At 62.6% G+C, this 12,859-nt stretch carries 12 protein-coding genes; 8 read left to right on the top strand and 4 right to left on the bottom strand.

The annotated features are described in order from the left end of the window. Window positions 1-87 precede the first annotated feature (87 nt). Window positions 88-996 (top strand): LysR family transcriptional regulator, encoded by a 909-nt coding sequence (locus ACQZ5H_RS15020; protein WP_449098190.1) that lies wholly within the window; start codon window positions 88-90, stop codon window positions 994-996. A 2-nt stretch (window positions 997-998) separates the two neighbouring features. Here ACQZ5H_RS15020 and ACQZ5H_RS15015 read toward each other — a convergent pair whose 3' ends face one another. Continuing rightward, on the bottom strand, window positions 999-2,153 hold the full coding sequence (locus ACQZ5H_RS15015) for an MFS transporter (RefSeq protein ID WP_449098189.1): 1,155 nt from the start codon (window positions 2,151-2,153) through the stop codon (window positions 999-1,001). Between the two features lie 169 nt (window positions 2,154-2,322). On the opposite strand from ACQZ5H_RS15015, the gene ACQZ5H_RS15010 reads away from it, so the two are divergent. The 6 genes from ACQZ5H_RS15010 (at window position 2,323) to ACQZ5H_RS14985 (ending at window position 8,044) form a co-directional block, all read left to right on the top strand. Next, on the top strand, window positions 2,323-3,075 hold the full coding sequence (locus ACQZ5H_RS15010; protein WP_449098368.1) for a phosphodiester glycosidase family protein: 753 nt from the start codon (window positions 2,323-2,325) through the stop codon (window positions 3,073-3,075). A 155-nt stretch (window positions 3,076-3,230) separates the two neighbouring features. Then, on the top strand, window positions 3,231-4,376 hold the full coding sequence (locus tag ACQZ5H_RS15005; RefSeq protein WP_203430734.1) for an extracellular solute-binding protein: 1,146 nt from the start codon (window positions 3,231-3,233) through the stop codon (window positions 4,374-4,376). Beyond that, on the top strand, window positions 4,376-5,266 hold the full coding sequence (locus tag ACQZ5H_RS15000; RefSeq protein WP_449098188.1) for an ABC transporter permease: 891 nt from the start codon (window positions 4,376-4,378) through the stop codon (window positions 5,264-5,266). The genes ACQZ5H_RS15005 and ACQZ5H_RS15000 overlap by 1 nt, the downstream gene beginning before the upstream one ends. Beyond that, entirely contained in the window at window positions 5,263-6,093 is an 831-nt protein-coding gene (locus ACQZ5H_RS14995) for an ABC transporter permease (protein ID WP_413712401.1), read from the top strand. Before ACQZ5H_RS15000 ends, ACQZ5H_RS14995 begins: the two co-directional genes overlap by 4 nt. A gap of 33 nt (window positions 6,094-6,126) precedes the next feature. Beyond that, window positions 6,127-7,203, top strand: a complete 1,077-nt coding sequence (locus ACQZ5H_RS14990) for an ABC transporter ATP-binding protein (RefSeq protein WP_449098187.1) — start codon at window positions 6,127-6,129, stop codon at window positions 7,201-7,203. Next, window positions 7,196-8,044 carry a glycerophosphodiester phosphodiesterase gene (locus ACQZ5H_RS14985; protein ID WP_449098186.1) on the top strand — a complete coding sequence of 283 codons (849 nt, stop codon included), beginning with the start codon at window positions 7,196-7,198 and terminating at the stop codon, window positions 8,042-8,044. Before ACQZ5H_RS14990 ends, ACQZ5H_RS14985 begins: the two co-directional genes overlap by 8 nt. On the opposite strand, the gene ACQZ5H_RS14980 is transcribed toward ACQZ5H_RS14985, so the two are convergent. The 3 genes from ACQZ5H_RS14980 to ACQZ5H_RS14970 form a co-directional block, all read right to left on the bottom strand. Beyond that, window positions 8,041-8,871, bottom strand: a complete 831-nt coding sequence (locus tag ACQZ5H_RS14980; RefSeq protein ID WP_449098185.1) for an inositol monophosphatase family protein — start codon at window positions 8,869-8,871, stop codon at window positions 8,041-8,043. The genes ACQZ5H_RS14985 and ACQZ5H_RS14980 overlap by 4 nt on opposite strands. Window positions 8,872-9,016: 145 nt before the next feature. Next, on the bottom strand, window positions 9,017-9,226 hold the full coding sequence (locus tag ACQZ5H_RS14975) for a hypothetical protein (RefSeq protein ID WP_112711098.1): 210 nt from the start codon (window positions 9,224-9,226) through the stop codon (window positions 9,017-9,019). 80 nt (window positions 9,227-9,306) lie between these two features. Beyond that, window positions 9,307-11,406: a putative bifunctional diguanylate cyclase/phosphodiesterase gene (locus ACQZ5H_RS14970; RefSeq protein WP_449098184.1), complete on the bottom strand. Its 2,100-nt coding sequence runs from the start codon at window positions 11,404-11,406 to the stop codon at window positions 9,307-9,309. 232 nt (window positions 11,407-11,638) lie between these two features. Here ACQZ5H_RS14970 and ACQZ5H_RS14965 point away from each other — a divergent pair, with 232 nt between their 5' ends. Next, window positions 11,639-12,643: a GlxA family transcriptional regulator gene (locus ACQZ5H_RS14965; protein WP_449098183.1), complete on the top strand. Its 1,005-nt coding sequence runs from the start codon at window positions 11,639-11,641 to the stop codon at window positions 12,641-12,643. Window positions 12,644-12,859: the final 216 nt, after the last annotated feature.

Raw genomic sequence — 12,859 nt, 5'->3', positions numbered from 1 at the left:
ATTCGAGTTTATGCATTTATCAATTGCGCGCTAGCCACGAAAACCATAATTACACATAAGTTGATGTATGGCATGCATAGGTTAGAGATGCGCCAGAGACGATTTCTTCCCCATATCAGCCATCTCTCGGCCTTCGAGGCGGTGTTGCGGAACGGCTCTACGGCCGCGGCGGCCCGGGAGCTGAACCTGACGCAGAGCACCGTCAGCCGGCTGATCCAGACGCTGGAACAGCAGCTCGGCCGGGCGTTGTTCGAACGCCACAAGCAGCGTCTCGTGCCGACCGAGGCGGCGCAGGCCTATGGCCGCGACATTACCCGCGCACTCGACCTGATCCAGCGCGGCAGCATGGAATTCTCGGCCAATCCTGGCGGCGGCACGCTGACGCTGGCGATCCTGCCGGCTTTCGGCACCCGCTGGCTGGCGCCGCGGCTCGGCGGCTTTCTGAAAGATCACCCTGGGATCAACGTCAATCTGGCGACCCGCCTCAAGCGCTTCAATTTCGCCGCCGAAGGCTTTGACGCCGCAATCCATTTCGGCACTGCCGACTGGCGCGAAGCCGATCATCTCAAGCTCTTCGACGAGCGCCTGACGGCGTGCATCTCACCAGCGCTGCTGCAGGAAAGGCCGGTCGGCAGGCCTGAAGACGTGCTCGACCTGCCGCTCCTCCAGCTGGAGACCCGCACTAGCGCCTGGGCGATCTGGTTCGCAGCGCAGGGCATCAAGCCGCGCGGCGTCACCGGCATGCTCTTCGACCAGTTCGCCACCATGACCCAGGCCGCCATCGCCGGCCTCGGCGTGGCGCTACTGCCGGATTATCTGGCGAAGGACGAAATCCAGGCCGGCCGGCTCCTGCCGCTCCTCAAGCCGTCCATCACCGGCACCGGAACCTATTGGCTCGCCTGGCCCCAATCGCGCGCCAGCTACCCGCCACTCGTGTCGTTTCGCTCATGGCTGGCGAAGGTGGTGGATGAGAGCCCTTGGGGCATTGCCGACTAGCCTCAAGCCACCGCCAGCTTCCGCTGTGCGGAAAGCGCCCGGATGCAGGTCAGTGCCAGGATGATCACCGGCAGGCAGACGAGGTAGGAGGAGCGGATGCCGAAATGTTCGGCGACGAAGCCGAGGAGTGGCGGGGCGAGGAAGAACACCACGAAGGACATCTGCGCGAGGGCCGCGACGTTGAGATGCGAGGCGCGGTCGCGGCGCTGGGCAGCCGCCGAGACTGCAAGCGGATAGACCGCGCTGCAGCCTGAGCCCATGAGGGCGAAGCCGAGGAGTGCCACATATTCATGCGGCGCCAGCCAGACGGCGGCGAGGCCTGCGGCCGACACCAGAAGCAGCACGAAAGCGACGTTTCGCGAGCCGAAGCGATCGACAAACGGGTCGGCGAAAAGGCGAGTGACGGCCATGAAGAAGGTGAAGAGCGTCAGGCCGAGCCCACCGACGAAGGGCACGGACTGGAAGACGTCGCGCATGTAGATCGCCGACCAGTCGATACCGGCTCCCTCGACGAGGAAGGCGGCGATACCGATGGCGCAGAGCGGCAGCAGCCCACGCGTCGGCAGCGCGATGTGGCCGGCGTCCGCATGTTCCGCCGTCTGGCGCACCGGCGCGTTCTGCATGCCTGAAATGGCGATGGTGCCGACCACGAGGACGAAGGCGAAGGTCAGGCCGAGATGCATATGGACCGAGACTTCGGCCTGGCGAAGAGCCGCAGATACCAGCGCGGTGACGAAGAAGCCCAGGCTCCAGAAGCCGTGGGCGCGGTTCATCACGCCCTTGCCGAGCCTTGCCTCGACGCGGTCGATCTCGACATTGAGATTGATCTCCAGCGCACCGGCGAGCAGGCCTTCGCAGAAGAGGATCGCGAAAACGAGGGGCGCGCTGCCCGCCCAGGGAACGAGCGCCAACAAAGCGGAGGTCCCGAGAACGGTCAGTAATGCGGTCTTGCGGGCGCCGAAGCGGGCGATCAGCGGCGAGGAGAAGGTCAACGACACCAGCGCGCCGATCGCCGCGCCAATCAGCGTCAGCCCGAGTTCCGATTTATCGACCTGCAGGCTCTCCTGCAGATCGGGCAGGCGTGATAGCATCGCGCCCATGGAGACGGCGAACAGAAAGAAGCAGATGTAGATCCGCTGCTGCGGCTGGATTGACATGATGCCTCGCGGTCTTCGGCTGATGGTTGCGCCTGCTTCAGCGCGTACAAAGAGAAGTCGTCAGTAGCACAGGAAACCGGATCGGTGGAAGGCCGCTAACATATTGCTAAAATTTGAAAATCCGTGTTGCTTTCATGCTACGGTCTTCGGCGCTGCAGTCATCGCTCTCCTGTCGTTCTTCACGCCCGTCATCGGCATCCGCACCGCGGTTGCGCAGGAGAGCGCACAGATCTGCGACAGAAAGCCGTTCGAGCAGCAGTCCTATATCGTCTGCTCGCCGGACGCCGCCAAGGGCAGTTTACAGCTCTTCTGGAAAGGCGCCGATGGTCAGCCCTACCGGACATTCTCGCAGCTGGCGGACAGTTTGACGGCGAAAGGCAAGACGCTGGTCTTCGCGATCAATGCCGGCATGTATCAGCCGGATTTCACGCCGCTCGGTCTCTATGTCGAGAACGGGCAGGAACTTCGCCCGGCCGAGACGGGCACCAGGACGGGCGAGCCGGGCAAGATCCCGAATTTCTACAAGCAGCCGAACGGCGTTCTCTATTGGGGCTCAGCCGGGGCTGGCATCCTTTCGACTGACGAGTTCATCAAGCAGAAGCCGGCTGCGGAGTTCGCGACGCAATCCGGTCCGATGCTGGTGATCAACAATAGGCTGCACCCCGCACTGATCCCCGGTTCGTCCGACCGCACGCGCCGGAGCGGCGTGGGTGTCTGTGACGGCGGCAAGGTCCGCTTTGCGATCAGCGAAGACAGCGTGAACTTCCACGATTTCGCCCGCTTTTTCCGCGATGGCCTGCATTGCCCGAACGCTCTCTTCCTCGATGGCGGCAATGGCAGCGGCCTCTTCAATCCGGCGCTCGGCCGCAATGACTATTCCTGGCACGGCGGATATGGGCCGATCGCTGGATTTGTTCAGTAAGCGATCCAGATAATGACCTTCAGAGCCCCGCATTCCGGCCAATAAATGCACAGGCGTGCAAAAAGTGCATTTTTGTCATTGCCGTGTCACGCGGCAGCGATAGCTACCTCCCGAAAGGCTCGCCGGGGAGCAGCCTGCAGAAGAGGAAAAAGGTCATGAACAGACGCGAATTTCTTATCACTTCGTCGGCCGCAGCGGGCCTCCTGGCAATGCCGCGCTTTGCTTCTGCAGCCGGAGAGACGATCGATCTCTATAGCGGCTCCGATGCCAACATCATCGATTTCTGGTCGAACATCGTGGTCCCGGCCTTTTCGAAGGCTCACCCCGAGCTGGCGATCAAGGTCACCGACGCCGGCGACAATACCGGTCTTCGCGCCATCGCCGACCGCGGCCTCGCTGCTCTGAAGAGCAAGACCGATCCGCAGGCCGACATCTTCGAACATTTCGACCCGCGCCTTCCGGCTGGCGGCATCGATGCCGGCCTCTGGGTCAAGTTCTCGGCCGAGAACATCGAGGGCTTCGATCACGTCAACCCGCTGAGCGTCGATAGCGAATACTCGCTTCCCTATCGCGGCTCGCAGGTTCTGCTCGCTTACGACACGACCAAACTCGACCCGAAGAACGCGCCAAAGACCTGGGAACAGCTGACGGCCTGGATCAAGGCGAACCCGGGCCAGTTCATCTATAACCGTCCTGACAAGGGCGGTTCCGGCGGCAATTTCGTTCGCCGCGCCATCCATGAAGCCAATGGCCGCGACCCGAAGAAGTTCACCGTCGACAACTTCACCGCCGACTATGCCAACCAGACGCTGACGCCGGCCTGGAAGATCCTGACCGATCTCGCCCCGTCGCTCTATGAAAAGGGCGCTTACACCGCCGGCAATACCCAGTCGATCCAGCTTCTGGCACAGGGCGTCGTCACCATGACCCCGGTATGGTCCGACCAGATCCTGCAGGCGATCGCGCAGGGCGTTCTGCCTGAGACGACGGGCCTCGTTCAGCTGAGCGACCTCGCGCTCTGCGGCGGCTTCTCGCGCATGACCGTCTTCTCGAACGGTGCTCACAAGGATGCCGCGCTGAAGCTCGCGGCCTTCCTGCTCACCAAGGAGATGCAGGAAGCGATCATCACCGAGATCGGCGGCTTCCCGGGCGTTTCCTGGGATCACATCTCGGACGAACTGCGCAAGAAGTATGCTGACGTCATCCCGACGACCATTCCGGTCTTCCCGAGCGGCGATTGGGAAACCAACATCAATGACGGCTGGTACCGCAACGTCGCTCCGAACATCAGCCGTACCTGATGCGCAGACGGATACCGGTACAATCGCCGGCGCGTGAAGGCGCGCCGGCCAGGAGTGCCTCGGCGGGGCTGCTTCTGGTCGCCCTGCCGGTTCTGCTTCTCGGCTGGCTGATCGTCTATCCGATCATCTCGGCGGTCATGGGCACGATCTTCGTGCGTCAGGCGGATGGAAGCTCTCAGTTTTCGCTCGCCTCCTACCAGTTCTTCTTTACCGATAGCTACAGCCTCGCCAATCTCTGGGTCACGCTCTGGACGACCTTCGTCTGCGGCCTGCTGCTCGTCGTCATCGGCTTGCCGATCGCTCTCTACCTGCGTTTCTCGCAGGGACGGCTTGCCGGCTATGTGCAGGGGCTGGCGATCTTTCCGATGTTCGTGCCGTCGATCATCCTTTCCTACGCGCTTATCCGCACCATCGGTCCGAACGGCACCGTCGACATCCTGTTGAATGCCGTCGGCCTGCCGAAGCTGCCGTCGCCTTATCTGACGCCCTGGGGACCGGTGATCGGCCTCGTCTGGGACAACCTGCCGCTGACCGTGCTGATGCTGACGGCCGGGCTCAGCAGCATCTCGAAAAGCTCGATCGAAGCCGCACGCGACGTCGGCGCCAAGCCTTTCCGCGTCTTCATCTCGATCATCATGCCGCGCATGGGCAATTCGCTGCTGGTGACCGCATCCTTCGCCGTTCTCGGCATCTTCTCGTCCTTCACGCTGCCATACGTGCTCGGTCCTGCTTCGCCCGAGATGATGGGTCCGTTCATGCAGCGCACCTTCTCCGACATGAACGATCCGCTGAACGCGCTGACGCAGGCCGTCATCTCCTTCGCCTTCTGCCTCGTCTTCGGCATCTTCTATGTGCGCTCGATCGCCAGGAACCGGGAGGGCCGCCAATGACGCCGGTCGAAAACACCGCTTCACGCGCCGGGATCGACTGGACCGGCATCTGCTTCGCGGTCCTGCTGACGCTCTTCATCGCCCTGCCGCTGGTCGTCGTCGGCACCTGGGCCTTTACCGAGGTCTGGCGCTATCCTTCGGTCATCCCGCAGCAATTCGGCCTGCGCTTCTGGCACCAGACCCTGTCGCGCGCCGATGTCTGGGATGCGCTGACGCTCAGCCTGCGGCTGACGGCGACGGTCACCGTCCTTTCGGCGATCATCTGCCTCCCGGCGGCCTATGCCTTCGCGCGGATGAAGTTTCCGGGCCGCAATATTCTCTTCCTGTCCTTCCTGGCGTCGCACGCCTTCCCGAAATTCGGCCTCTTGGTCGCGATCGCCGGGATTTTCCTGCAGCTCGGGCTGATCAGCACCTTCTGGGGCGTCGTGCTGATCCAGCTGGTCGGCACGTTGATGCTGATGATCTGGATTCCCGTCGCGGCCTTTCAGAATGTCGATCGCCGGATGGAAGAGGCAGCGCGGGATGCGGGCGCCACGCCGCTTCGGGTCTTCTGGTCGATCACCCTGCCACAGGCGGGACCGACGATCGCCGCCGCGCTGCTTCTGACCTTCGTCGGCACCTTCTATGAGACCGAGGGCGCCTGGCTGATCGGCGCGCCCGAAATCCGCACCATGCCCGTCCTGATGATCACCTTCATCAACAACCAGATCGTCGTCCAATATGGCGCCGTACTTTCGGTGATGCTCTGGGTGCCGTCCTTCATTGCCCTGATGTTTGCCCGCCGCGTCGTCGGAACAGGTGCATTCGCCCGGGGCTTCGGTGCATAATATGATTGGGTTCTGCCCGAAAAGAGGCTGCAAATGGCACGTTTGACGATCAACGGCGTTTCGAAGAGCTTCGGCACGTCTTTCGCCGTGCGCGATTTCTCGCTTGATGTCGAGGATGGCGAGCTGGTCTGCCTTCTCGGCCCTTCCGGCTCCGGCAAGTCGACGTTGCTGCGCATGATCGGCGGCTTCGAGCGCCCGACCGGCGGTTCGATCCTGATCGACGCCAGGGATGTCACCGGGCTGCCGCCGGAGAAGCGCCCGACCGGCATGGTGTTCCAGAGCCATGCGCTCTGGACGCATATGGACGTGTTCAACAATATCGCCTTCGGCCTGAAGCTGCGGCATTTGCCGAAGGCGGAAATCCGCGACCGCGTCGAAGGCGCACTCGAACTGGTCGGCCTTTCCAACTATGGCAAGCGACTGACGACGCAGCTCTCCGGCGGGCAGCAGCAGCGCGTCGCGCTGGCGCGTTCGCTCGTGCTGGAGCCGAAGATCCTACTGCTCGACGAACCCTTCGCCAGCCTCGACCAGCATCTGCGCGAGCGGTTGCGCGAAGAGGTCAAGGATATCCAGCAGCGCCTCGGCATCACCACCCTCTTCGTCACCCACGGGCAGGATGAGGCGCTGGCGCTCGCCGACCGCATCGTCGTCATGCGCGATGGCGGCACGGAGCAGATCGCGCCACCCGATATCATCTATCGCGAGCCGCGGACTGCCTTCGTTGCCGGTTTCATCGGCTCGATGAATTTCGTCCGCACGACCATCAGGAACGGGATCAGCGAGCATCCGGCCTTTCCGCTCACTGTTCCTGTCAGCGACGGTGAGGTGGAGATTGCCTTCCGGCCCGAGGCGCTGTCGCTTTCGCCTTCGGAGAAGAAGGCTGCATCGGTGCATCGCACGATCGATTTCGGCACCCACAAGCTTGTCGATATCGATCTCGCCGACGGCAGCCGCCTGAAATCGATGACCGCGCCCGATACCAATTGGTCGAAGGGCAGTTTCGTCGAGCCGAAAGTTGCAGCTTACTTCGCATTCCGCGATAACGGCCTCGTCTATCAATCGCCGCAAGCCGGCCATCAGGGACAGAGGCGAGTATTCGGTCATGTCTGACACCAAGGGCGTAGCAATCAAGACGGACGGGCATCTCACCTGGCTGAAGTGGCACCGCGGCCACCGGCAGGCCGGTGATATCTCCTTCACGCGCCAAAGGATCGCTGAGGGCATGGCGCTTGGCGCGAGCGTCGAGATCGATCTCGTCTGCTTTGCGGGCGACGGCTTTGCCGTCCTGCATGACGACGTGCTGCATCCAGCGACGACGGGGGAGGGCGCTGTCGCCGATGCCTCGCCCGACTATCTCCGCAGCCTCTATCTTCGCGACCACGAAGGCCAGCCGACCGGCAATCCGGTCATGCTGATCGACGATCTCGGACGCTTGCTCGAGGAGATCGATTGCCATCCGGAGGCGGTGCTGCAGCTCGATCTCAAGGAGTATTCCGTCCGCATCAGCGAAGCTGATGTCGCCGCGTTTGCCAAGGCGATCGCGCCGGTGGCGAAATCGGTCATTCTTTCAGGAGGTGATGCGGTGGCTGTCGAGCGTTTGTCGCGCGCCGTCCCGGCCATGCCCGTCGGCTACGATCCCTGCCATGACGGCGCCATCGAGCGTCTCATGGAAAGCCGCGATTTCGCGGGCTTCGTCGCCGGCGCAATTGAAGCATCGCCGAAGGCAACGATGATCTATCTGCATCACAAGCTGGTGCTATTTGCCGATGCGGCGGGCTTCGACATGATCGGCGCCTTCCACCAGGCGGGCCGGACGATCGACGCCTATACGATCAATCGCGCCATTCCCGATGTCCTGCCGGATGTTCGCCGCCTGCTGGCGCTGAAGGCCGACCAGATCACCACCGATGACCCGGTTGGCCTCGAGGCATTGATCGCGTCCAGTCACTAGCCTTCGCGGAAGCCGTCCACGAGCCAGGAATGGACCGCGGTGTTTGCGGCGAGGATATCGCCATTCGGCGTTACCGGGCCGCCCGAGAAGGCGGAAACCTTGCCGCCCGCTTCTTCGACAAGCAAGGCCGATGCGCCATAGTCATGCAGTGACAGGCCATCTTCGAAGAAGCCGTCCAGGCGGCCGCAGGCGACATAGGCGATGGAGAGTGCTGCCGAGCCGAGCCGCCTCACACCGGCCGTCTGATCCATCAGACGCTGCAGGGCCGACAGATAGGTTTCCTTCTTCACCGCCTTGACCTGGCCGGGAACAGGAAGACCGGCGCCGATCAGGACGTTCTCGATGTCTCCATTGTCGATGCAGCTGATCTTCTCGCCGTTGAGATAGGCGCCGCGGCCCGCTTCGGCGCTGAAGAGTTCGTCGAGCATCGCGTCATAGACCACGCCGGCGACGACCTTGCCATGTTCGGCAATCGAGATCGTCATGCCGAAATGCGGAATGCCCCAGGCATAGTTCGTGGTGCCGTCGATCGGGTCGATGTAGATGATGGGCGTATCCGGCCCCGCCTGACGGTTGCCAACGGCTTCCTCGCCCTGGATCGCATAACCGGGAAAGGCCTTCACCATCTCATCGACGATGATGCGCTCGACGACGACATCGATTTCGGTCTGGTAGTCACGCGGCGCCTTGGCGAGCATCTCGGTGATGCGGCGGCGTTTGAGCGAGGATCTGGCGAGCTCACCCGCCTTGAGGACGGCGCTTGCGAGCAGCTGAAGGCGTTCGGAGGCGCCTGATGGGAGGCGATGTTCGGCACTGGGAGATGTCATGGGAACCTGTGGGGAAGGATTCTATTCCATTTGCATGCCGACCCATTGCAGAGGGACATGACAGTTTTGCGACCCTAGGGCCGAAATGCCTTAAGGTCATGATCTCATTTGGAACTGAAGCCTTCGCCGTCAAGCGCCGGCATGCCTATCCAATGCCGAATGCTGCCTGTGATACCGGCGTGTTCATTTCGCGGCGGCGATGTTTTGCCGTTCTGCCGCGGGCGGTCAGCAACCGGTCCATTTCCACCTTCGAGCAAGCAAACCGGGCGAGCAGCCGCTCTGCCTCGGCGGGCTCGATTCCATATTGGAGGCCCAGCGTGCGGATGGAATAGGGTTCGGTCATTGCCTTGGTCATTTGTGTACTCCTTCGAAGGAGAGAACCGCCAAGGCACGGCCGCCGTTCCGTCAACAAATGCGACCCATTGTAACCGAGCGTCAGGCCGGTCGTTTCTTTCTGCGTTTCTCCACCACGACGGACCCTGCCAGCAGTTTGCCGATATCGGCGGCGGGCAGCGGTCGGGCGAAGAGAAAGCCCTGGAATGCGTCGCAACCCGTCTCCGCCAGAAACGCCGCCTGCGCCTCCGTCTCGACGCCTTCGGCGATCACTTCCAGATCGAGCGTATGTCCGAGCGCAACGATTGCCGAGGTGATCGCCATATCCCCAGGATCGCCGGGAATGTCCGTGATGAACGAGCGGTCGATCTTGATACGCGACAGCGGAAAGAGCTTCAGGGTGCTGAGGCTCGAATAGCCGGTTCCGAAATCATCGATCGACAGGCTGACGCCGAGCCGCTTCAGCTCGCGCATGCGGGCGATCGCTCCGTCGACGTCTTCCATGATCAGGCTTTCGGTCAGTTCGAGCTCGAGAAGCGCCGGGTCGAGGCCCGAGGCGGAAAGCGCTGCGGCGACTTTCGCGGGAAGCGACGGCTCGCGGAACTGCCGCGCCGACACGTTCACCGCCATGCGCACCGCGGGCAGGCCGCTATCCAGCCACGCCCGCAGCTGGCGGCAGGCCTTGTCGAGAACGATTTCGCCGAGTTCGACGATCAGCCCAGTTTCTTCGGCAAGCGGAATGAACTCAGCCGGGGAAATCAGCCCCGCCTGCGGATGCTGCCAGCGCAGCAGCGCCTCGATGCCTGAAATCTCGCCGCTGGCGATATGCTTCTGCGGCTGGAAATGCAGCAGGAACTGATCTTCGGCAACGGCGCGGCGGAGATCGTCGATGCGCAGCAGCTTGTGGCGGGCCGCCTCGGCCATTTCAGGCGTGAAGAGCTGGATTGCATTGCGGCCGGCATCCTTGGCGCGGTAGAGCGCCATGTCGGCATTGGCGACAAGCTCGCTCGCCGCCCGTCCATGTTCCCTGGAAGAGGCGACGCCGATGCTGCAGGTCACCCTGATCTCGACGCCGTCGATGTTGCAGGGACGGGCGATCGCATCGGCAATCTTGCGCAGCCGCGGCAACGGATCGTTGCCGCTCGCTTCGATCACGACGATGAACTCGTCGCCGCCGATCCGCGATACCAGCCCCTTGCCGCAGATTTCCGCCGTGATGCGCGCAGCAACGATCTTCAGAAGCTCATCGCCTGCCGCGTGGCCGAGGCTGTCGTTGACCAGCTTGAAATTGTCGAGATCGATGAAGGCGACGGAGACCGCATTCTCGTCAACCGCGAGGAGATCTCCGAGCTTGCGGTCGAGCAGTGTTCGGTTCGGCAGGCCGGTAAGCGCATCGTGTTCTGCGAGAAAGGCGATCCGGGCGGTGTCGCGATGGCGGTCGATCGCAATGCCGATGGTCTGGGCGACGCCGGCCAGAAACTCCGAGAGCCCGGCTTCGCCCAGGCATTCTCTCTCCGATACCAACAGGCTTCCGTGACTGCTGCCGTCGCGGCAGGCAATCGGAAATTCCATTCGCGGGACGTCGATACCGGCCTCCTCGACCTCGTCCAGAACGATGCTGACCGATCGCCCGGGAAGCAGCCGCTCCAGCAGCAGTTGCGCGTCCTTCAGGAAGGAATTGAGCTCGACGCCGCGCGCCACATCCTGCAGCAGCCGCGTCTGAGCTGCCATCAGCTCTTCGGCACGTTTGCGCGCCGTGATATCGCGCGAGGCGCCGACGACGCCGATGATCGCGCCAGTGCGGTCGCGCAGCGGCACGCGCGACATCATCAGCCAGCCTTCGCCCTTCATGCGGCGTTCCTCGACACCGAGATCGGAGCTTCCGGTCTCGATGACGCGCTGCTCGACCGCATCGATATCCTCGGCATGGGTGTGCGGATGGATCTCGCCATCCGTCATTCCGATCAGCTGGCCGACGGTCTCGAAGCCGTTGTTCAGCACCACCGCGCGGTTGGCGAAGAGGAAACGCCCCTGCCTGTCCTTCGCATAGATGAAGTCGGGCACATGATTGATCATCGCCTCCAGCCATTCATAACGTTCGACGAGCTCGGCATGCTGGCCGCGCAGCGCGGCAATCATGTTTTCGAGGTCGCCGGCGGGGTCGAATGCCGGTGCTGGAGAGGGTGCCGCTTGCTTTGTCATTGCCGGGGTCTCACTGATTTCGACCGGACGATAAAGACAACCTCTTATGCAACCATGAAGGAAATCCGTCCTTTTTGGCGTGTATGGCTGCGTACAAATGTCGCCTCTTCGAGGCACCCGCTAGCCTGCTTCGAACGATGCCGCCAGCGCCGCCCGCAGTCGCAAACGATCTCGCGCCCGGTTCATCTTCCATCCTATAATTGGCCCACCAAGCTGCCGGACGGACTTTCCCATGCGTGAAAACAGAGCGAATTCCCTGAAGCTGAAAATCGGCTTCCTGCTTGCAAAGAATTTTACGCTCAGCGCCTTCTCGCTCTTCGTCGATACGCTGCGGCTCGGCAGCGACCAGCGCGACAATTCCGGGCGGATCGCCTGCGACTGGCTGGTCATGAGCGCCGACAAGCATTTCGTGACCTCGAGCTCTGGCGTGCAGGTGCCGCCGAATGCGCCGCTCAAGCCGCCGACGGATTTCGACTACATCGTCGTGGTCGGCGGGCGGATCAACGAGAAGGTCGAGGTGCTCGACAGCCAGGCCGTCGCCTATGTCGTCAACGCCTCGCATGCGGGCGTACCGATCATCGGCCTCTGCACCGGAAGCTTCATCCTTGCCGAGGCCGGGCTTCTGGAGGGCAAGCGGGCCTGTGTCAGCTGGCTGCATCATGGCGATTTCCGCGAGCGCTTCCCGGAGATTTCGGTGACCTCGCACGAGCTCTTCGTCGAAGACGGCAAGGTAATCACCTGCGCCGGTGGCAGCAGTGCCGCCGATCTTGCTGCCTTCCTGCTCAATCGGCATGTCGGCGAATTCGCAGAGAAGAACGCGCTCGAAATCCTGCAGATCGCCCGCCGCCGCGATGCCAAGGAAATGCAGCCGCGCAATCCGCTCGGGCGCGGCACGATCGACGATGCACGGGTCGAGAAAGCGTTGCTGACCATGGAGCAGCATGTCGAAGACCTGCTGGATATCGAGGATATCGCCGCGCAGAGCGGCTTGTCGCGGCGCCAGCTGGAGCGTTCCTTCCGCACCGCGCTCGGCGTCTCCCCGGCGTCGGCCTATCTGACGGTGAGGCTCGATGAGGCGATGCGCCTCGTCAAGACCACCAAGATTCCACTCGCCGAGGTCGCGATTCTCGCCGGGTTCCAGAACTCCTCGCATTTCATCAAGAAGTTCCGCCAGCGCTTCGACATGCCGCCGGCGACGGTGCGCAAGAACCTGAAGCTCAGCGGTCTTCTGAGCTGACGCCTGAACGGCCGCCACAGTATCGCGCGCTGCGTTGCTTCAAACCGGCATGGAAAGCCTCAGTAGCGCGTACTGCGGTGCGGTATCGGCACAGTGCCGCCGCTCGCTTTCATTTCGGGGCGCTGCGCCGTTAACGGCACGTTGGCAAGACAATGTCGCGCTCGTCTCGCGCCATCCATTGGCGCTCGCCTTTCTGCAGTCAATGCCTCAACCTTC

It is taken from the genome of Rhizobium sp. 21-4511-3d (assembly GCF_053522545.1).
Note: the sequence above shows the minus strand (reverse complement) of the source record. Positions and strands in the feature narration are given on the sequence as shown.

Bases quoted from the DNA above. Each gene is read 5' to 3' on its own strand.
- ACQZ5H_RS15020 (WP_449098190.1), top strand. From the start codon at position 88: ATGCGCCAGAGACGATTTCTTCCCCATATCAGCCATCTCTCGGCCTTC.
- ACQZ5H_RS15015 (WP_449098189.1), bottom strand. From the start codon at position 2,153: ATGTCAATCCAGCCGCAGCAGCGGATCTACATCTGCTTCTTTCTGTTC.
- ACQZ5H_RS15005 (WP_203430734.1), top strand. From the start codon at position 3,231: ATGAACAGACGCGAATTTCTTATCACTTCGTCGGCCGCAGCGGGCCTC.
- ACQZ5H_RS15000 (WP_449098188.1), top strand. From the start codon at position 4,376: ATGCGCAGACGGATACCGGTACAATCGCCGGCGCGTGAAGGCGCGCCG.
- ACQZ5H_RS14995 (WP_413712401.1), top strand. From the start codon at position 5,263: ATGACGCCGGTCGAAAACACCGCTTCACGCGCCGGGATCGACTGGACC.
- ACQZ5H_RS14990 (WP_449098187.1), top strand. From the start codon at position 6,127: ATGGCACGTTTGACGATCAACGGCGTTTCGAAGAGCTTCGGCACGTCT.
- ACQZ5H_RS14985 (WP_449098186.1), top strand. From the start codon at position 7,196: ATGTCTGACACCAAGGGCGTAGCAATCAAGACGGACGGGCATCTCACC.
- ACQZ5H_RS14980 (WP_449098185.1), bottom strand. From the start codon at position 8,871: ATGACATCTCCCAGTGCCGAACATCGCCTCCCATCAGGCGCCTCCGAA.
- ACQZ5H_RS14975 (WP_112711098.1), bottom strand. From the start codon at position 9,226: ATGACCAAGGCAATGACCGAACCCTATTCCATCCGCACGCTGGGCCTC.
- ACQZ5H_RS14970 (WP_449098184.1), bottom strand. From the start codon at position 11,406: ATGACAAAGCAAGCGGCACCCTCTCCAGCACCGGCATTCGACCCCGCC.
- ACQZ5H_RS14965 (WP_449098183.1), top strand. From the start codon at position 11,639: ATGCGTGAAAACAGAGCGAATTCCCTGAAGCTGAAAATCGGCTTCCTG.